Genomic DNA, 16,728 nt, shown 5'->3' with positions numbered 1-16,728 from the left:
AGGATCGATCGACGAGAGTCACTGCGACGTCTGCGCGGACTCGGTCCGGTCGTACGTCTCCTCGAACTCCCGGATGAGCTGTCCCATCTTCGCGTACCAGTCGTTGAGCAGCCGCTGCATCTCGTCTGCGATCTGCTTCGGGTCCGTCGGCGAGTACACGTGGTAGTACCCCCCCTGATCGTAGTTGACCTGCTCTTTGGAGACACAGCCGCTCTGGAGCAGGCGCTGGACCGATCGGTACGCGGTCGATCGCTCGCGGTCGACGGCCTCGGCGATGGCGTCGACGGTCATCGGCTCGTCGCTCTCGACGAGGACGGCGAAACACTGCCGGTCGAGCGGCTTGAGCCCGTGAAAGCACTCCAAGAGGTTCTCGCACTCCATGTCGCTCTGGAGCTGCTTCGACAACGAATCTGGCATGGGATACCGGTCGTACGGTGCCCGTCGACAAAATAGTTGTGTGTGGTAGAAACAATATTGTGGCGTTCCGCAGCCCCGAGCCGTCCCGTCGCACGGCGAGGCCGGGGGAACGCGCGACGGACCGTCGGTCGAACTACGCCGACCGCGGCGGCGGGACGAGGAAGACGTTGCCCGTCGCCCGAGCGACCACCTCCTCGGAGACGCTGCCGAGCAACAGCCGACGCAATCGGCTGCGACCGCGAGATCCGAGCAGCAGCGTACTCGGGTCGTGCTCCGCCTCGGCGGCGAGTATCTCGACGGCGGGGTCGCCCTGACGGATCTCCGTGCGGGCGTCGAGCTCGAGTTCGTGGAGCCGATCGACGAGGTCGTCGAGCCGCTCTTGGGGGTCGGCGTCGCCGCTCGTGTCGTCCTTCGGCGATTCGACGTGGACCAGCGTGACCTCCTCCGTGGCGTGCCGGAGGTACTCGAACGACCGGAACGCCCGCTCGGCGTTCTCGGAGAAGTCCGTCGCGAACAGGGTTCGCTTGAACAGGTGTCGGCGGACCGGCTCGGGCTCGTCGACGCCGCGCTCGATGCGATCCACGAGGAGCGGCGCGACCGTCGTGCGGGCGAGGTTGCGCGCGGTGGACCCGATAACCCGGTTCTCGAGGGGGCTCTTCCCGCGGGAGCCGATCAGCACCAAGTCGGCGTTCACGGAGCCCGCGATCCCGTTGATTCGACGGTGGGGCGTCCCCCGGACGACGTGCGTCTCGACCGCGAACCCGGCGTCTTCCACCGTCGAGCGGTAGCGACTGAGCACCCGCTTTCGACGCTTCTCGAACCCCATTCCGGGCATGCCGGTGTGGACGTTAGACGGGACGACCGTCACGAGGTGAATCCGGTTGACGCCGATCTGTCGGAGGCAGTTCAGCCCGGTCTCGGATTCGATCATCGACTCGCTCGCCCTCGAGAGGTCCGTCGCGATCACCGCGGACTTCCCCGTCATCGCCGCCACCCCGGTCGAGCCGGCGCGCGACGTGTACCACTATTTCTCATATCACACAATACCGCTGCACGCATGATAAAACGCTCGGTCGACCGTTCTCCGGCGAACCGGCGGACGAGACGTGCGCGGTGCGCCTCGGGTCCGGGGATATAACCGAGCGGGAACCGAACGCGGAGCCATGACAGACGACGCGATAGCGGCGGTCGTCGAGGAGTTCCTCGACGAGACCGAGTCCGCGCTGGACGACTACGACCAGGGATACGCCGACGCCGACGCGACGCTCTCGGTGGTGCGCACGCGCATCGACGAACTGGCCGCGGCGATCGACGAGAGAGCGGAGGAGTAGACGACCGTCGGAGACGGAGCAGACGACCGGCCGGACCGAGCGCTACGGGTGCGCGCCGATCAGCTCTCGGACGCGGGCCACGTGTTCCCCGAAGGCGGGGTCGTCGCGCTCGCGGGGGCGGTCCACGTCGACGTCGACCACCTCGGCGACGCGGCCCGGCTCGGCGGCCATCACGACGATCCGGTCGGCGAGCGTTACGGCCTCCGCGACGTCGTGGGTGACGAACAGGACCGTCTTGCCGGTCGACGCCCAGACGTCGAGCAGCTCCCGCTGGAGCATCTCCCGCGTCTGGGCGTCCACCGCGCCGAACGGCTCGTCCATCAGCAGGAGCGCCGGGTCCACGGCGAGCGCCCGGGCGATGGCGACGCGCTGTTTCATGCCGCCCGAGAGGGACTTCGGATACGACTCCCGGAACTCCGAGAGGCCGACGAGGTCGAGCATCGCGTCGACCCGTCGCACCCGCTCCGACTCGGAGCGGTCGGTCCGTTCGAGCCCGAACCCGATGTTCTCCTCGACCGTGAGCCACGGGAACAGGTGGTACTCCTGGAAGACGACGCCCATGTCCGTCGTCGGGCCGGTGATCCGAGCGCCGCCGAGCCGGATCTCTCCGTCGGTGGCGTCGGTGAGCCCGGCGATGACCCGGAAGAGCGTCGTCTTGCCGCAGCCGGACGGACCGACCAGACAGACGAACTCTCCCTCCTCGACCCCGAAGGAGACGTCGTCGAGCGCGCGGACCGGGTTCCCGTCGTCCGCGTACGTCTTCCCGACGCGGTCGACCTCGACGCCGGAGCGGTGCGCCCCACCGTCGCCGCCGGTCGCCGGACCATCCTCGGTCGCCGGACCGTCCTCGGTCGCCGGACCGTCCTCGGTCGCCGGACCGTCGTTCACGCCCGCCACACTAACACCCTCCGTTGGACCGCGCGGAACGCCACGTCGACGAGGAGGTACATCAGACTCAACACGAGGATGTAGGCGATCACCTTGTCGACGAGGAGGTTGTTGCTGGCGCGGAGGATCTCGCGGCCGACGCCCGGCACGCCGAAGATCTCCGAGGCGACCACGAGCATCCAGCAGCGCCCGAGCCCGGTTCGGATCCCCGTCAGGATCCCCGGGAGCGACGCCGGGAGGACGATCGACCGGACCATGTCCACGTCGCCGCGCACCCCGAGCGTTCGGCCCACGTCGAGTAAGTCCTCGGAGACGCCCTCGACGGCGCCGTACGACGCGTAGTAGTTGATCCAGAACGCGCCGACGGCGATGATGAACGCCGCGCCGGCGTCGTTGATCCCGAACCACGCGATCGCGAAGCCGATCAGCGCGAGCGGCGGGACCGGCCGGAGCGTCCGAACGAGCGGGGCGGTCACGTCGTCGAGGAGGCCGCTCCACGAGAACGCGACGCCGGCGGCCACGCCGAGCCCGGTGCCGACGATCGTGCCGGGGACCCAGTGGCGGACGCTCGACCACAAGGCGGTCGTCATCGTGCCGGATGAGAGCTCCTCGGCGAACGCGTCCCCGACCGCCAGCGGCGAGGGGAGGACGTACGCCGGCTGCGTGAGCGAGGCCGCGTACCAGAGGAGCACGAACCCCACGACCCCGGCGGCGCCGCGGCCGAGGCGTCGCGGGTCGTCCAGGCCGAGCCCGGTCCGCACTTCGGATCCGTCGAACCGGCTGCTGGTGTCAGTCGCCATCAGAGCGAGTCGTAGACCTCGAAGTCGAAGATCGCCTCGTTCGAGGGCTGTTCGTCGATCTGCCCGTTGGTCGCCGCGAACTCCGAGAACACCGGGGTCGCCTCGGCGATCTCACGGGGATCGGTGACGAAGTTCGACAGCGGCGAGTCGAGCGCGCGACGGGCGCGGTCCGCGGGCATCCCGATCCCCGATTCGACGTGCCCGGCGGTCTCGTCCGGACTCTCGACGATGAAGTCGGTGGCGCGGCCGTGCTGCTCGACGAACTGCGCGGCGAGCGGGGAGTCGCGGACCTCGTCGCTCATCATGGTGACCGCCGCGGGCTGACCGGGGAGGATATCCGCGGCCGTCCGAAGCATCGTGACGGACGAGCCCTCCTCGGACGCGATCGTCGGCACCGGCTCCATGATCGAGGTGCCGTCGATCTCGCCGTTGGCGATCGCCTGCCAGACGGCGCTCGCGCCGTTGATCTCGACGATCTCGACGGCGTCGCTCGATTCGGGGTCGACGCCGGTCTCCCGGAGCCAGTAGCGGAGCAGCACGTCGGGGACGCTCCCCTGGGGGAAGGTACCGAAGCGGAACGGCCCGTCGTTCTCCTCGGCCCACGTCGCGAACGCGTCGCCGCCCTCCGCCTCGAAGGTCTCGTGGAACGACTCCTCCGCCATGACCCCCATCGGCTCGCGGATGTTCGCCGCCGTCACCTGCGCGGGGATGTCGCGGTCGATGACGATCATCGCCGGGACGATCCCGAACATTGCGACGTCGATGTCTCCGCCGCCAAACGCCTGCACGATCGCCGGGCCGTCGGTGAACTCCTGCCCGTCGATCTCGGCGTCGATCTCGTCGAAGTACCCCTCGCCCTCCATCACGTACCACTGGAGGTCGGGGTAGATCGGCATGTGCGCGACCGTCAGCTCGTCGAGTCCGCCGCCGCCGAGACAACCCGCGAGCCCGAGCGTCGCGGAACCGCCCGCCGCAGCGAGAAACGACCGACGTGTCGTCGGCGCGTCCGTATCGTACATACTAACCGAACGCCTTCCGGCGCAAACACCCTCGCGTCACCAGCAACGACGGCGCGTTCCGAGGACGGGCATTATGCGACAAATCGTTCTTCTGTGGCCCTGTACTGCTGTTTCAGGGTGTTTCGTCCCAACGCGACCGGTCATAGGAAGACGCAACATTTGCGAGCCTCGACGGCCCGCGGCCCATCCGCCGTCGTTTATGCGTTCGCCCGTCAACCGGGAGGCATGGTCTCGGAGATCTTCGATCCCGACGCGTGGGAGCCGGTCACGGACGAGTTCGACGACATCACCTATCACCGCGGCGTCGACGTGCCGGTCGTCCGGATCGCGTTCGACCGCCCCGAGGTCCGGAACGCGTTCCGGCCCGGTACCGTCGACGAGCTGTACGCCGCGCTCGACCACGCGCGGAAGCAGGCAGACGTCGGCTGCGTGCTCCTCACGGGCAACGGGCCCTCGGAGGAGGACGGCGGCTGGGCGTTCTGCTCCGGCGGCGACCAGTCGGTGCGGGGCGGCTCCGGCTACGAGTACCGCGACGACGACGAGGCGGGCGACGAGGACGACCCGCTCGTCAAGGAGGCGCGGGCCGGGCGGCTCCACATCCTGGAGGTCCAGCGCCTGATCCGGTTCATGCCGAAGCCCGTCGTCGCGGTCGTCCCCGGCTGGGCGGTCGGCGGCGGACACTCGCTGCACGTCGTCTGCGACATGACGCTCGCCAGCGACGAGCACGCGAAGTTCCTCCAGACCGACCCCGACGTGGCCTCCTTCGACGGTGGGTTCGGCTCCGCGTACCTCGCGAAGCAGATCGGCCAGAAGAAGGCCCGCGAGGTGTTCTTCCGCGGGAAGACCTACTCCGCCGAGGAGGCCGCGGACATGGGGATGGTCAACGAGGCGGTCGCGCACGAGGAGCTGGAGTCGGTCGCGCTGGAGTGGGCCGACGAGATGACGAGGAAGTCGCCGACCGCGATGCGGATGTTAAAGTACGCGTTCAACATGACCGACGACGGCATGGTCGGCCAGCAGGTGTTCGCGGGCGAGGCGACCCGCTTGGCGTACATGACCGACGAGGCCCAAGAGGGCAGAGACGCCTTCTTAGAGAAGCGCGAGCCGGAGTTCCGCGACTACCCCTGGCACTACTGAGGGACGCACGGATATCCGGGCGGTCCGGCGGCGACGACGCCGCGGCCGTTTATAAGCCCGAAGCGCCCACCGGGACCCATGGAGAAGGTGACCCTCGGGAGCGCGTTCGCGTCGATCGGCGAGCGCTGGGACCCGCACCTCGCCGGCGAGCTGAACGGGCAGGCCGTGAAGCTCGCGAAGGCGGAGGGCGAGTTCGTCTGGCACGGCCACGCCGACGCCGACGAGCTGTTCCTCGTCACGGAGGGTCGGCTCCGGATCGAGTTCCGCGACGGCGACGACGTGGTCTTGGAGGCGGGCGAGCTGCTCGTCGTCCCCCGCGGGACCGAGCATCGCCCGGTCGCCGAGCCGGAGGCGCACCTCCTGCTGTTCGAGCCGGCCGACACGCGGAACACGGGCGACGTGGAGAGCGAGCTAACCAAGGAAGAATTGGAACGCGTCGAGGACTGAGCGGACGCTGTCGGCCGTTTTAAATCTTTCAACAGCGGTGGGAATCAGACCGGACCGATACCGGTGAGGGATCGGACGATCCTCGGTGCGGTGGCGCGTGCCTCCGAGCGCCCGTATTAGGGCGCGAGGAGCACGCGCGAGGGAGTCGCGGTCGCTCGCGAGCGACCGCGACGAGGGTGGGGAGGCGTGAGGCTGCGGTGCTGTGCGGGGTGGGACTCAAAGGGGCAGTCGCGAGGGCGGCGCAGGCGACGGAAGCACCGCAGGAACGAGCGGAGCGAGTGACGAGGAGCGCAGCGAGCGTGCGCCGCCCTCGCGACTGGGGCTTTGGAGGTGTCCACCACCGATCAGCAGTCACCTATCTATAACCGAGCGGCTGGGGCTGTGGAGGCCTTCACCGCGAACGCGACGGTCGCGATCCGACCGACGCGGGCTCGCCAGAATCGCGCTCGGTCAACGAGATCCGAGTCAGCGGTACCGTGTCAGTGGAATCCGCGGTCGACGTCGTCCTCGTCGATCAGGTCCTCCAGCTCCGACGAGAGCAGCGCCTCGGCCTCGTCGAACGTGTCGGAGAGCTCGTCGAGCTCGTCGGGCCGCCCGTCGAACCGGTAGTCCATCGGGCCGAACGCGGGCGAGTCGATGGCCTCCATCACGTCCTCGAACAGGTGGTCGGGGCTCGTCGGCGCCTCGGCGTGGACCCGCAGCGTCTCGCGCAGCCGCGTCGCCACGTCCTTCGCCTCGTCCTCGTCCTCGGGCGGCGACCGGACCGCGAACCGACCCGCCGACTCCTCGTTCGGGAGGAGCGGGTCGAGCTCGTCGTCGACCTTGCGGGCCACCCGCGCGCCGACGCCGCGGAGGTCGCGGGGGTTCTTCGCGTACGTCTTCAGGTGGTAGACGCCGACGTTCGGGTGACCGAAGTAGAGGTCCTCGCCGAGCCCCTCGCGCCGGGAGCCGGCGACGGCCCGCCAGCCGTCCGGGTCGGTCGAGTCGCTCGCGACGTCCGCGAGGATGTCGTCCCAGTCTCGTACGCGCATGTCGGCGTAATCTTATAAGTAGAGGCGCATGAGCGTGTCGGTCGCGGAGCCCCCGACCCGCCTCGGTCGAGTGTCAGCGCCGGTCAGTCCCGCGCGTGCCGGTACGCCATCCGCGCGAGCAGCGCCGTGCCGGCGACGAGGAAGACGACGGAGAAGGGCGTGACGGCCCCGACCGCGACGTCGACGACTCCCCACAGCACGAGCCCGGCGTACAGCGCGGTCCGGAACCGGTCCGTGTCGAACCCCTCGACCGCGACGCCCCAGACCACGAGCGCCGCGATGTAGCCGTTGACGACCACGTCGCCGAGGGCGGCGAGCCCTTGCGTCTCCAGCCGGGCGAGGCCGCTGACCGCGGACAGCACCGCGAGCGCGAGGACAAAGACGACGACGGCGAGGCGCCCGTAGCGGGAGAGGGTCGAGTCGGTCATATCGGACCGTTCGACTGCGTGGGTATAAATCGGCCGCGGACGGCGTTCGCCCCCCACCGACAGCGTTTTTCGAGCCCGCTCCCGATGACGGCCGTGAACGTTCGGGGGCCGATCCTCTCCGTCGGGGAGACGCGGACGGTGTCGACGTCGTACGGGGACCGAGAGCTCCGAGAGCTTCGGATCCGCCCCGAGCGCGGCGCGGCCGATCCCGTCGACGTGACGCTCTGGGGGAAGTGGACGGAGACCGCCGAGCACGCCGAACCGGGGATGGAGCTCCTGGTGACCGACGCCGACGAGGACGAGTTCGGCGGCGAGGTCGGGTACGCGACCACGGGCGACTCGTGGGTCGTGCTCGAGCCCGACTTCCTCGTCGACGTGACCGGGATCCGCTCGTGGGTGCAGTGCCCGCGGATGTATTATTTAAACAAGCTCTCCGGCATCCCGCTCAACTACCCGGTGGTCAAGGGGACGGTCGTCCACGAGGTGTTCGGCGACCTGCTCCGCGGGATGGACTTGGAGGAATCGGTCGCGGACCGCGTCGAGGAGGCCGGCCTCGAACTCGGGCTGTTGGGGTACGAGCCCGAGGAGGTCGCCGACGAGGTGCGCCGCAACGCGGCCGCCATCGAGGGGTGGCTCGCGCAGGGCACCCTCGCCGACGAGGACACCTGGCGGTCGGAGTTCACCCTCATCTCGCCGACGTTCGGCCTGAAGGGACGTGCCGACGCGCTCCGCCGCGGGACCCCCGTCGAGCTGAAGACCGGGAAGAACACCAAGCGCGAGCCGCGGTTCCACGACAAGATCCAGGCTGCCTGCTACGCCCTCATGCTGGAGGAGCGCGGCGTCGACCCCGACATCGGGACGCTGCTGTACACGAAGAACACCGCGCTCGACCGCAACGAGGCGTCCGGCGACCTGGCGCCCGCCAAGGAGTTCTCCGTGGGGCGGGGCCTGCTGGAGTTCGTCGTCCGCGAGCGCAACGCCCTCGCGGCGATGGAGTGGCGCGCGCTGAACGACCCCGGCGAGCGGCCGACCGTTCCCACGGGGTACGAGGCCGACGCGAAGTGTCGGTACTGCTTCGAGCAGGACACCTGCATGGTCGTCTCCGGCCGACTCGACCAGGAGTCGAAGGCGGGGTCGGTGGGGACACCGGTCCCCGAGCCGGAGCGCGACTACTTCGATCGCTTCTACGTCGCCCTCGAAGAGGAGCGCCGCGAGACGCACGCCGAGTACCGGAAGCTGTGGGAGCAGAGCCCCGCGGAGCGCGCGGCCGACGACCGCGCGCTGATCGACCTCGAACCGGTCTCGCAGACCGAGATCGACGACGCCCGGTGGCGGCTCCGCGCGCGCAAGCCCGACGACGCGGTCTCCAAGCTCCGCGAGGGCGACGTGGCGCTCGCCAGCGACGGCGACCCGGTCGGCGGGCACGCCGAGCTCGGCCGCATCACCGCGCTCGACGGCGACGAAGTGGTCGTCGAGACCGACGAGCCGGTCGAGCTCCGCCGCCTCGACGTCTACCCCTCGGAGATCTCCGTCGACCGCTCGCTCACCGCGCTCCACGACGCGATCTTGAAAGGGAGCGACGCGCGCAAGGACGTGCTGTTCGGACGGCGCGAGCCGGCGTTCCGGGCGGGGAGCGAGCGACCGGCCGGCGCGCCCGGGAGCGACGATCCGGACGCTCCCGACGCCTACATCGACAACAACGCGGCCCAGAACGAGGCCGTCCAACTGGCCGTCGACGCCGAGGACTGCGCGCTCATCCACGGTCCGCCGGGGACCGGCAAGACGTACACCATCGCCCGGACGATCCGCGCGCTGGTCGCCGAGGGGAACCGGGTGCTGCTCTCGGCGTTCACCAACCGCGCGGTCGACAACGCCCTCGAGGCGCTCCGGGATCAGGGCTTTGATGACGTGCTCCGCGTGGGGACGAAAACGGGCGTCCGCGGCGACATGCAGGACGTTCGACTCGTCCAGCGCGGCGACCCGAACGAGAAGGCCGCCGAGCTGCGGGACGCGCCCGTCGTCGCCGCCACCACCGCGGCCTGCGGCTCCCGCGTGCTCCGCGAGTGCGAGTTCGACGTGGCGCTCGTCGACGAGGCCTCCCAGCTCACCGAACCGGGCACCCACGCCGCGATCAACCTCGCGGACCGGTTCGTCCTCGTCGGCGACCACGAGCAGCTCCCGCCCGTGGTCCGCGCCGAGAACGACCTCCAGACGTCGCTCTTCCAGCGCCTCATCGAGGCGTACCCCGACGCGAGCGTCATGCTCGACCGCCAGTACCGGATGAGCCAGCGCATCCAGGCGTTCGCCTCGGCGGAGTTCTACGGCGGCGCGCTCCGCCCGGCGACCCCCGAGGTGGCGGGCCAGACCCTCCGCGGCCTCGGCGTCGACTCGGCCGACCTCCCCGACGGACTCGCCGGCGGCGTCGACTTCGTCGACCCGGACGGGACCCGCGACGGCAACCGGAACGTCCGGGAGGCGGCACGCGTCGCGGCGATCGTCGACGCCTACCTCGCCGCGGGCGTCGACCCCGACGACGTCGGCGTCATCGCCCCCTTCCGCGCGCAGGTCGCGGAGATCGGCCGGCGGACTCCGGTCACGGTCGACACCGTCGACCGGTTCCAGGGCTCCTCGAAGGAGGTGATCGTCGTCTCGCTGGTCGCGACCGGCGACCTCGACGGCCCGATCTTCGAGGACCACCGCCGGATGAACGTGGCGCTCACGCGGGCGAAAAAGCAGCTGACCCTCGTCGGCGACGCCGACGCGCTCGGCTCGGATCCCTTCTACGAGCGCATGCTGGCGTGGGCGCGGCGGTGAGGCGGCCGTTGGCCCGTTCGTTTGCTACGAGACTACTCACCGCTCGTGTCCGGCTACTCCTCGCTCGTTCCGGGCTCCGCCTCGGTGACGATTCCCGGCTCCTTGCTCGCGATGACGACGATCCGGTCGGTGAGGTCCTCGATCGTGTTCGCGAGCTCGTCCAAGAGGATCGCGAGCTCCCGGTAGACGAGCGGCTGGTCGACGTCCTCGTCGGCGAAGGCGGTCGCGATGGCGTCGTTGCGGAGCTCGTCGCACTCGCTTTCGAGCTCGCGGATCGACTCGATGCCCGTCGTGAGCGTCTCGGCCGCGTCGCTGCGCGCGAGGCCGCGGACGAACCGCTCGACCACGTCGCCGAGGATCGCGACCATCTCGACGATGCGGGTGGCCATCTCGCGCATGTCGCGGAAGGGGTCGGCGTCGGCGTCGGGCCGCATCATGACCACTTCTTGGACGATCCGCTCGGTGTGGTTCGCCACCACGTCGAGCTCCTTGTAGAAGTCGAGCAGCGCGGACTCGTTGAAGTTGATCCGCGTGTTCAAGAGCCCGATGTCGTCCGGGCCGGCGTTAGTGATGATCCCCGTGATCTCTCGGACCAGCTCGTCGCACTCGCTCTCGATCGCGGCGATCTCGTCGACCGTCTCGCGGTAGGGGCCGCCCTCTGCGTACTCGTCGAGGGCCCGCGGGAGCAGGGCGACGCAGTCGTCGATCCGGTCGAGGTACGTCCCGGTGCGCGCCTCCAACCGCTGCCCGAAGTCGGCGTCGGTGGACATGTCTCGACCCACGCGCGTCGGGAGTAAAGAGGTTCGCTCGCGTCTCGTCGATCGTGAGGGTTTCGCCGCCCCGTCGCCGGAAGATCGCCGCCCGCGGTCCGCTTACAGCGCGTCGACCGCGTCGAGCGCCGCGTCGATGTCCGGGACGTCGAACCACTCGCGCCCGGTGTAGGCGTTCGTCCCGGCCGCGTACAGCTCGGAGACCGCGTCGACGACCGCCGAGGGCAGCGGGTCCGGGTCGCGCTCGCACAGCTCGCGCCAGTCGTCGATGTCGCGCTCGGCGACCGCCGCCCTCGCCTCCTTCACGGCCGCGACCCACGCGGGGTCGTTCGCCTTGTACCACTGCCGGACGACCTCCTTCGAGATCCCGCGGCCGCCGTAGGAGAACCGGTTCTCGTCGAACGTACCGACCACGTCGGCGACGCGGAGCTCGCCGTCGGCGTAGAGGCACTCGATCTTCCCGTCCTCGTGGGCGAACCCGACGGCCTCGGCACGCTCGGTGACCACGCGGTTCACCTCCAGCGCGAGCGACTCGAGGGCGTCGACGTCGGCGGCGCCCGCGATGCGGTCGGCCTCGTCGCGGGTCAGGTAGCGGTCCTGCTCCTCGTACTTCGTGGAGAACTCGACGACCGGCTCCGGGAGGTCGACGGGCTCGTCGGGCCACTCGTCGGCGGCGACGCCGGAGTCCGCGTCGAGACCGAAGTCGGCGGGGTCCGCGCGCCGGCGGAGGCTGGAGCCGACCGGAACCCGGTTCCGGAAGACGACCTCCAGCGGGACGAGGTAGTTGTCCCCGCCCGCGGCGTGGAACGCGTCGTAGTCGTAGCCGGTCTCCGGCCCCTCGTACGGCAGGTCGGGGACCTGCGTCAGGTCGATCGCCATCTCCGTCGGCGGGGCGGTCGCGTCGGCGAGGGAGACGGTCTCGCCCGTGCCAGCGTCTGCGACCCCGCGATAATGGGTCGGCACGCCCTCGTCTTCCAGCAGCTCGAAGTTGAACGCGCCCATCGCACAGAGGCTCGCGCCCTTCCGCGGGATCGCGTCGGGCATCTGCCCCCAGTCGAACACCGAGTACGCGTCCGTGAAGACGAACCGACCGCGGCCGAGCGAGTCGGCGGTCGCGGGCTCGTCGACGCGGAACTCCTTGACGCTCGTCATACCTCATCCGGCGACCGCCTCCCCCATGAACCTTTCACTTACGTGGTCACCTCTCGCGCTCGACTCGGCCGATGATCCATGAATGTGGTATAAATTGGTGTCGGGCCGCCCCCGCGAGCGCGTCGGAAAGACCGCACCTTCACGAGCGCATCGAAAGGACCACACCCGTCGCGGGCGCATCGCCGCCCATGCACGAGGCGCGCGAGGTCGTCGTCCTCCGGTACGGCCACCGGCCCGGACGCGACGACCGCATGACGACGCACGTCGGGCTCACGGCCCGAGCGCTCGGGGCGGACCGGGTGATCTTTCCCGACAACGCCGGCCAGTCCGCGGAGACGGTGCGGGACATCACCGACCGGTTCGGCGGCCCCTTCGGCGTCGAGCTCCGCGAGGACCAGAAGGCGATCGTCCGGGACTTCGAGGGCGTCGTGGTCCACCTCACGATGTACGGCGAGCGGGTGCAGGACGTCGAAGAGGAGGTCCGCGAGGCGGTCGGGCTCTCGGACGGGGGAGCGGATGCGAACGCGGCGGGCGGACCGACCGCGCCCCGTAACCTCCTCGTCGTCGTCGGCGGCGAGAAGGTGCCGTGGGCGCTGTACGAGCGCGCCGACTTCAACGTGGGCGTGACGAACCAGCCGCACTCCGAGGTCGCCGGGCTCGCGGTGTTCTTAGACCGCCTCTTCGAGGGCGCGGAACTGGAGCGCGAGTGGGTCGACGCCGACCGAGAGGTGATCCCGGAGCCGACCGGAAAGACGGTCGTCGACGCCGACGAGGGCGACGACGGGTCGGACTGAGGACGGCTGTTTCGTCGCCGCCGATCACCCCTCCTCGCCGTCGATCACTCCTCGTCGCCGTCGATCACTCCTCGGCAGCACCCTCCATACCCGTCCCGTCGTCGACGACCTCGGGCGTCCCGCTCAAGATGCCGCGCAGCCCCGTCATCGGCTCGCCGACCTGGACACCGTCGGCGGTGATGCGGAACTCCCGAATCGTCCGCTCGAAGTCGCTCGTCCGCTTTTTCAACACGCCGATCGCCTTTCGCATCTCGCCGTGCACCTCCAGGTGCCGGAGGAACACGATGTTGTCGGCGAGGTAGCTGATGTTGTCCACCGTCGCCTGGAACTCGCCGGTGATGTCGCGCGTCTCTTCGATGAACAGCGCCGTCACGCCCGTGTTCTTGAGGTAGCGGCCCAGCGCGTGCATCTGCTGGAGCGTCGTCCCCTCCTCGCCGCGGAGCGTGAGGCGGTACCCGGCGATCCCGTCGGCCATCACGATCGTCGCACCGCGCTCCTCGACCTCCTTCATGAACCGCGTGCTCAGCCGCAACCTCCGGAACAAGATGAACCTCATCTCGGGGGACGCGGAGCTGCTGCGGCGGGAGGTCGACGACGAGGAGCTGCGAGCGGTCCCTCGGCGTGATCACCGAGACCACGGAGGACCTGACCGGGATCGCAACCGCGGTCCAGAAGCTCGACCGCACGCCGTCGCCTCCGTCGCCCGCAGAGGCCCCCGTCGAGCTCCGCGACCGCCTGACCGAACTGCGGTCGCGGGTGAAAGACCGGTTCCCCGAGGCGACGGTCGAGCTCGCGATGCCGCCCGAAGACCCGCTCGAGACGACGGTCGTCGGGCTGATGGCCGCGATCGAGGAGGGCGTGGAGAACGCCGCCAAGCACAACGACGGACCGAACCCGTCGGTCGAGATCCGCGTCGAACGCGAGTCGGCCGAGTGGATCGCGGTCGAGATCGCCGACGACGGGCCCGGCATTCCGGACCACGAGACGCGCGTGCTCGGCCGGGGCGAGACGTCGCTGACCCACGCGGACCGGCTGGGGATCTGGCTGATCTTCTGGGTCGTGAGCAAGGCCGGCGGGGAGTTCTCGATCGAGTCGTCGAGCGCGGGCACCACCCTCCGGCTGTCGGTGCCCGCGCATCTGTGAGAGCCGCCGGTGCGACGGCGATCCCGCGATTCGGTGGCCCGCGGAGAGCCGTTTAAAACGACCGCTTCGACCGCAACAGCGCCAGACGGAACCGCGCCTCCTGGCGGCTCGTCCCGCGCACGCGGCCCGTCTCGGTGTCCGCCATCGAGACGGTCGACAGCCGGTCGAGCAGGGGCGGCCAGTCGGCGGCGCCCGCCGCATCGCCCGCGAACGCGATCGCGTTTCCGAGCCCGTCGCGCTCGGCGCTCCCGCTGCGCGCGACCGCGGCGTCCGCGTCGCGGCGACCGCCGCCGACGTAGAGGCGTTCGCCGAGGGCGGCGGGGACCCACGCCGGCAGCAGGAGCAGCCACAGGAGGACGCCGGCGGCCGTGTACGCCCACGGAGGGATCCGGTTCTCCTCGGGTTCGTACCCGTGGATCCGGTTCACGCGACGGTCGGCCGCCGTCCGCTCGGCGCGCCGACCGACGAGCAGCGTCGCCAACAGCGCGACCGTCTCGACGAGCGCCAGCGCCGGCAGCAGGGCGGTCGTGACCGCCGCCTCCCGGGTTCGAAGCCGGACGAGCGCGTGGCGGAGCGCGGCGTCGCGGTCGGCCGCCGGGAGCGAGAGCAGCCGCGTCGAGACGACCAGCCGCGGGCCCCGGTAGCCGTCGGCGACGGCGACGTTGGCCGCGTCGGAGCGGACGACGGTCGCCGCGGGGGCATCGACGCCGACGCTCTCGGCGAGGGTCGCGACGCGGTCGGCGACGAAGCCGGCCGGGCGGTCGTCCAGTTCGGCGTCAGGAAGCCGGTCGACCCGGCGGTCGACGAGGACCGGGCCGGCCAGCGCCGATCCGCCGAGACCGAGGACGGCCGCGGCGAGCGAGGCGGCGACCGTCGGGGGGACCCCGCCGAGCGCGGCGGGACCGATCAGCCCGAGCCCGGCGGGCCCGAGGAGGAGGGCGGCGGGGACCAGCGGGACGGCCGCGAGCAGCACCGGGACGGCCGCGAGCGCGACGGCGCCGACCGCCCGCCGGAGGCGAACGCGGGCGCTCGGGCCGCCGGGAGAACGGCCGTCAGGATCGTCGGAAGGCGAGCCGTCGGGAGGCGAATCGCCGGAAGGCGAACCGTCGGAAAGAGCGCCTCTGGAAGGCGAACTCCCCGAGGAGGAGCTCCCGGTAGACGTAGACGAACCGTCGGACCCCTCGGCGCGCGGACCGTCGGACTCGCTCATTACGCACGGGTGGTCCGAGGGGCGGCGTAAAGCTCTGCCGGAGCCGCTGGCGACCGGGTCCGCGACCGCGCCGGCGGTGGCCCTTTCGGAGCTTTTAACCCGATTCCACCACCAATTTCGGGTAATGGCTTTTGAGGATCTACTGAACGACCCCGTCATCCAGAAGTACCTCCACGAGCTGGTGGGGCCGACGGGGATGCCGGTCGCGGCCGCGCCGCCCGACGGCGAAGTCACCGACGAGGAGCTGGCGGAGGCGCTCGGGTTGGAGCTCAACGACGTCCGACGCGCGCTGTTCATCCTGTACGAGAACGACCTCGCCACGTACCGACGGGTGCGCGACGAGGACTCGGGGTGGCTCACGTACCTCTGGACGTTCCACTACGACAACATCCCGGAGAACCTCGAAGAAGAGATGTACCGCCTGCTGGACGCGTTGGAGGAACGCGAGGAGTACGAGCGCACCCACGAGTTCTACCTCTGTGAGGTGTGTTCGATCCGCTTCGAGTTCGGCGAGGCGATGGACTTCGGCTTCGAGTGCCCCGAGTGCGGCTCGCCGCTCGACGCGATGGAAAACGACCGGCTCCGCGAGGCGATGGGCCGGCGCGTCGAGGAGCTCCGAGACGAACTCAACGTGGACGTGACGGGCTGATGGTCGTCCTCGCAACCAAGTGTTACGTCGAGGGGGACGCCCGAGACCGCGCGCTGGACGGTATGGGCTCGCTCGTCGCCAACGACGTCGGCGAACTGAGCGTGGAGTGGCAGGTCGGCGTCCGCGACGACGGCTTCGTCCAGGTGGACGTCACCGGCGAGGACGCCGCGGTGGCCCGGAACGTGCTCGCGGAGACGTGGGGCGAGATCGTCGCGCACGACGACGGGCTGGAGGCGGGCGAGGAGTACGTCGGCACCCTGGAGTCGTGGGACGACGACGGGTTCGTGGTCGACGCGGGCGTCGACGTGCGGATCCCCGCCGACGAGATCGGACTCGGCAGGGGGTCGCCGGCGCAGGTGGTCGAACGGTTCGGACTGGTCCAGCACCTCCCGCTGCGGTTCCGATACGGCGGCGACGTCGGCGACCCGGAGGCGGAGCCGAGCCGCCTCGCGGACGCCGAGCGCGACCGCCTGTACGACTGGCAGCGCGGGAACGGCCGGGTCAACGTCAACTCGGCGACCCGCGGCGAGGTGCGCGCGACGGTGAACCGGGCGGGCCACGCGCAGGACATCGTCACGGTCGAGCGCCTCGGCCTCCTCGAACAGAGCATCGTCTGCACCGAGAACACCGACCCGCCGGGACTGCTCGCCGCGATCGGTTCGTACCTCCCGGCGGAGATGCGCTGTATCGTCTGAGCC

At 70.3% G+C, this 16,728-nt stretch carries 17 protein-coding genes and 2 pseudogenes; 8 read left to right on the top strand and 11 right to left on the bottom strand.

Annotated elements, in window-relative coordinates; all coding sequences use genetic code 11:
- Positions 1-18: 18 nt before the first annotated feature.
- Entirely contained in the window at positions 19-417 is a 399-nt protein-coding gene (locus R6U01_RS11425) for a helix-turn-helix domain-containing protein (RefSeq protein WP_410286579.1), read from the bottom strand.
- Between the two features lie 133 nt (positions 418-550).
- On the bottom strand, positions 551-1,402 hold the full coding sequence (locus R6U01_RS11420; RefSeq protein ID WP_410286578.1) for a universal stress protein: 852 nt from the start codon (positions 1,400-1,402) through the stop codon (positions 551-553).
- Between the two features lie 178 nt (positions 1,403-1,580).
- On the opposite strand from R6U01_RS11420, the gene R6U01_RS11415 reads away from it, so the two are divergent.
- A complete protein-coding gene (locus R6U01_RS11415; RefSeq protein ID WP_410286577.1) occupies positions 1,581-1,748 on the top strand; it encodes a hypothetical protein in 168 nt (55 codons plus the stop codon).
- Between the two features lie 42 nt (positions 1,749-1,790).
- Here R6U01_RS11415 and R6U01_RS11410 read toward each other — a convergent pair whose 3' ends face one another.
- Genes R6U01_RS11410 through R6U01_RS11400 form a run of 3 tightly spaced genes read right to left on the bottom strand, consistent with a single transcriptional unit; the run spans position 1,791 to position 4,455 of the window.
- Positions 1,791-2,645 (bottom strand): ABC transporter ATP-binding protein, encoded by an 855-nt coding sequence (locus tag R6U01_RS11410; protein ID WP_410286576.1) that lies wholly within the window; start codon positions 2,643-2,645, stop codon positions 1,791-1,793.
- Positions 2,633-3,436: an ABC transporter permease gene (locus tag R6U01_RS11405; protein WP_410286575.1), complete on the bottom strand. Its 804-nt coding sequence runs from the start codon at positions 3,434-3,436 to the stop codon at positions 2,633-2,635. Before R6U01_RS11405 ends, R6U01_RS11410 begins: the two co-directional genes overlap by 13 nt.
- Positions 3,436-4,455, bottom strand: a complete 1,020-nt coding sequence (locus R6U01_RS11400; protein WP_410286574.1) for an ABC transporter substrate-binding protein — start codon at positions 4,453-4,455, stop codon at positions 3,436-3,438. Before R6U01_RS11400 ends, R6U01_RS11405 begins: the two co-directional genes overlap by 1 nt.
- Before the next feature lie 225 nt (positions 4,456-4,680).
- On the opposite strand from R6U01_RS11400, the gene R6U01_RS11395 reads away from it, so the two are divergent.
- Together R6U01_RS11395 and R6U01_RS11390 are read left to right on the top strand one after the other, a co-directional pair.
- On the top strand, positions 4,681-5,592 hold the full coding sequence (locus R6U01_RS11395) for a 1,4-dihydroxy-2-naphthoyl-CoA synthase (protein ID WP_410286573.1): 912 nt from the start codon (positions 4,681-4,683) through the stop codon (positions 5,590-5,592).
- 78 nt (positions 5,593-5,670) lie between these two features.
- On the top strand, positions 5,671-6,039 hold the full coding sequence (locus R6U01_RS11390; protein WP_410286572.1) for a cupin domain-containing protein: 369 nt from the start codon (positions 5,671-5,673) through the stop codon (positions 6,037-6,039).
- A gap of 479 nt (positions 6,040-6,518) precedes the next feature.
- On the opposite strand, the gene R6U01_RS11385 is transcribed toward R6U01_RS11390, so the two are convergent.
- Positions 6,519-7,070: a hypothetical protein gene (locus R6U01_RS11385; protein ID WP_410286571.1), complete on the bottom strand. Its 552-nt coding sequence runs from the start codon at positions 7,068-7,070 to the stop codon at positions 6,519-6,521.
- A gap of 83 nt (positions 7,071-7,153) precedes the next feature.
- Complete coding sequence (locus R6U01_RS11380; RefSeq protein ID WP_410286570.1) at positions 7,154-7,498, bottom strand: hypothetical protein; 345 nt, start codon at positions 7,496-7,498, stop codon at positions 7,154-7,156.
- 93 nt (positions 7,499-7,591) lie between these two features.
- On the opposite strand from R6U01_RS11380, the gene R6U01_RS11375 reads away from it, so the two are divergent.
- Positions 7,592-10,312, top strand: a complete 2,721-nt coding sequence (locus tag R6U01_RS11375; protein WP_410286569.1) for an AAA domain-containing protein — start codon at positions 7,592-7,594, stop codon at positions 10,310-10,312.
- Positions 10,313-10,365: 53 nt separating this feature from the next.
- Here the strand turns inward: R6U01_RS11375 and R6U01_RS11370 are convergent, their stop codons facing one another.
- On the bottom strand, positions 10,366-11,082 hold the full coding sequence (locus R6U01_RS11370) for a DUF47 domain-containing protein (RefSeq protein WP_410286568.1): 717 nt from the start codon (positions 11,080-11,082) through the stop codon (positions 10,366-10,368).
- 102 nt (positions 11,083-11,184) lie between these two features.
- Entirely contained in the window at positions 11,185-12,234 is a 1,050-nt protein-coding gene (locus tag R6U01_RS11365) for a phosphoribosylaminoimidazolesuccinocarboxamide synthase (RefSeq protein ID WP_410286567.1), read from the bottom strand.
- 188 nt (positions 12,235-12,422) lie between these two features.
- Here R6U01_RS11365 and R6U01_RS11360 point away from each other — a divergent pair, with 188 nt between their 5' ends.
- The gene (locus tag R6U01_RS11360; protein ID WP_410286566.1) at positions 12,423-13,028 is read left to right on the top strand and encodes a tRNA (cytidine(56)-2'-O)-methyltransferase; all 606 of its coding nucleotides are present in this window, start codon (positions 12,423-12,425) and stop codon (positions 13,026-13,028) included.
- 64 nt (positions 13,029-13,092) lie between these two features.
- On the opposite strand, the pseudogene R6U01_RS11355 reads toward R6U01_RS11360, so the two are convergent.
- Positions 13,093-13,536: pseudogene (locus tag R6U01_RS11355) on the bottom strand (ATPase domain-containing protein); the annotation flags it as partial.
- 1 nt (position 13,537) lies between these two features.
- Here R6U01_RS11355 and R6U01_RS11350 point away from each other — a divergent pair.
- A pseudogene (locus tag R6U01_RS11350) lies at positions 13,538-14,171 on the top strand (sensor histidine kinase); the annotation flags it as partial.
- 52 nt (positions 14,172-14,223) lie between these two features.
- Here the strand turns inward: R6U01_RS11350 and R6U01_RS11345 are convergent.
- On the bottom strand, positions 14,224-15,381 hold the full coding sequence (locus R6U01_RS11345; protein ID WP_410286565.1) for a hypothetical protein: 1,158 nt from the start codon (positions 15,379-15,381) through the stop codon (positions 14,224-14,226).
- A 124-nt stretch (positions 15,382-15,505) separates the two neighbouring features.
- Between R6U01_RS11345 and R6U01_RS11340 the strand changes: the two genes are divergently transcribed.
- Complete coding sequence (locus R6U01_RS11340; RefSeq protein WP_410286564.1) at positions 15,506-16,030, top strand: transcription factor; 525 nt, start codon at positions 15,506-15,508, stop codon at positions 16,028-16,030.
- The gene (locus R6U01_RS11335) at positions 16,030-16,725 is read left to right on the top strand and encodes a DUF2110 family protein (RefSeq protein ID WP_410286563.1); all 696 of its coding nucleotides are present in this window, start codon (positions 16,030-16,032) and stop codon (positions 16,723-16,725) included. Before R6U01_RS11340 ends, R6U01_RS11335 begins: the two co-directional genes overlap by 1 nt.
- Positions 16,726-16,728 lie beyond the last annotated feature (3 nt).

The organism is Halorubrum sp. (assembly GCF_046498025.1).
Taxonomy (GTDB): Archaea; Halobacteriota; Halobacteria; order Halobacteriales; family Haloferacaceae; genus Halorubrum.
This window is presented reverse-complemented; position numbering and strand designations above follow the sequence as displayed.

Excerpts from the sequence above, each read along its gene's own strand:
- R6U01_RS11425 (WP_410286579.1), bottom strand. The coding sequence starts at position 417 with ATGCCAGATTCGTTGTCGAAGCAGCTCCAGAGCGACATGGAGTGCGAG.
- R6U01_RS11420 (WP_410286578.1), bottom strand. The coding sequence starts at position 1,402 with ATGACGGGGAAGTCCGCGGTGATCGCGACGGACCTCTCGAGGGCGAGC.
- R6U01_RS11415 (WP_410286577.1), top strand. The coding sequence starts at position 1,581 with ATGACAGACGACGCGATAGCGGCGGTCGTCGAGGAGTTCCTCGACGAG.
- R6U01_RS11405 (WP_410286575.1), bottom strand. The coding sequence starts at position 3,436 with ATGGCGACTGACACCAGCAGCCGGTTCGACGGATCCGAAGTGCGGACC.
- R6U01_RS11400 (WP_410286574.1), bottom strand. The coding sequence starts at position 4,455 with ATGTACGATACGGACGCGCCGACGACACGTCGGTCGTTTCTCGCTGCG.
- R6U01_RS11395 (WP_410286573.1), top strand. The coding sequence starts at position 4,681 with ATGGTCTCGGAGATCTTCGATCCCGACGCGTGGGAGCCGGTCACGGAC.
- R6U01_RS11390 (WP_410286572.1), top strand. The coding sequence starts at position 5,671 with ATGGAGAAGGTGACCCTCGGGAGCGCGTTCGCGTCGATCGGCGAGCGC.
- R6U01_RS11385 (WP_410286571.1), bottom strand. The coding sequence starts at position 7,070 with ATGCGCGTACGAGACTGGGACGACATCCTCGCGGACGTCGCGAGCGAC.
- R6U01_RS11380 (WP_410286570.1), bottom strand. The coding sequence starts at position 7,498 with ATGACCGACTCGACCCTCTCCCGCTACGGGCGCCTCGCCGTCGTCGTC.
- R6U01_RS11370 (WP_410286568.1), bottom strand. The coding sequence starts at position 11,082 with ATGTCCACCGACGCCGACTTCGGGCAGCGGTTGGAGGCGCGCACCGGG.
- R6U01_RS11365 (WP_410286567.1), bottom strand. The coding sequence starts at position 12,234 with ATGACGAGCGTCAAGGAGTTCCGCGTCGACGAGCCCGCGACCGCCGAC.
- R6U01_RS11360 (WP_410286566.1), top strand. The coding sequence starts at position 12,423 with ATGCACGAGGCGCGCGAGGTCGTCGTCCTCCGGTACGGCCACCGGCCC.
- R6U01_RS11345 (WP_410286565.1), bottom strand. The coding sequence starts at position 15,381 with ATGAGCGAGTCCGACGGTCCGCGCGCCGAGGGGTCCGACGGTTCGTCT.
- R6U01_RS11340 (WP_410286564.1), top strand. The coding sequence starts at position 15,506 with ATGGCTTTTGAGGATCTACTGAACGACCCCGTCATCCAGAAGTACCTC.
- R6U01_RS11335 (WP_410286563.1), top strand. The coding sequence starts at position 16,030 with ATGGTCGTCCTCGCAACCAAGTGTTACGTCGAGGGGGACGCCCGAGAC.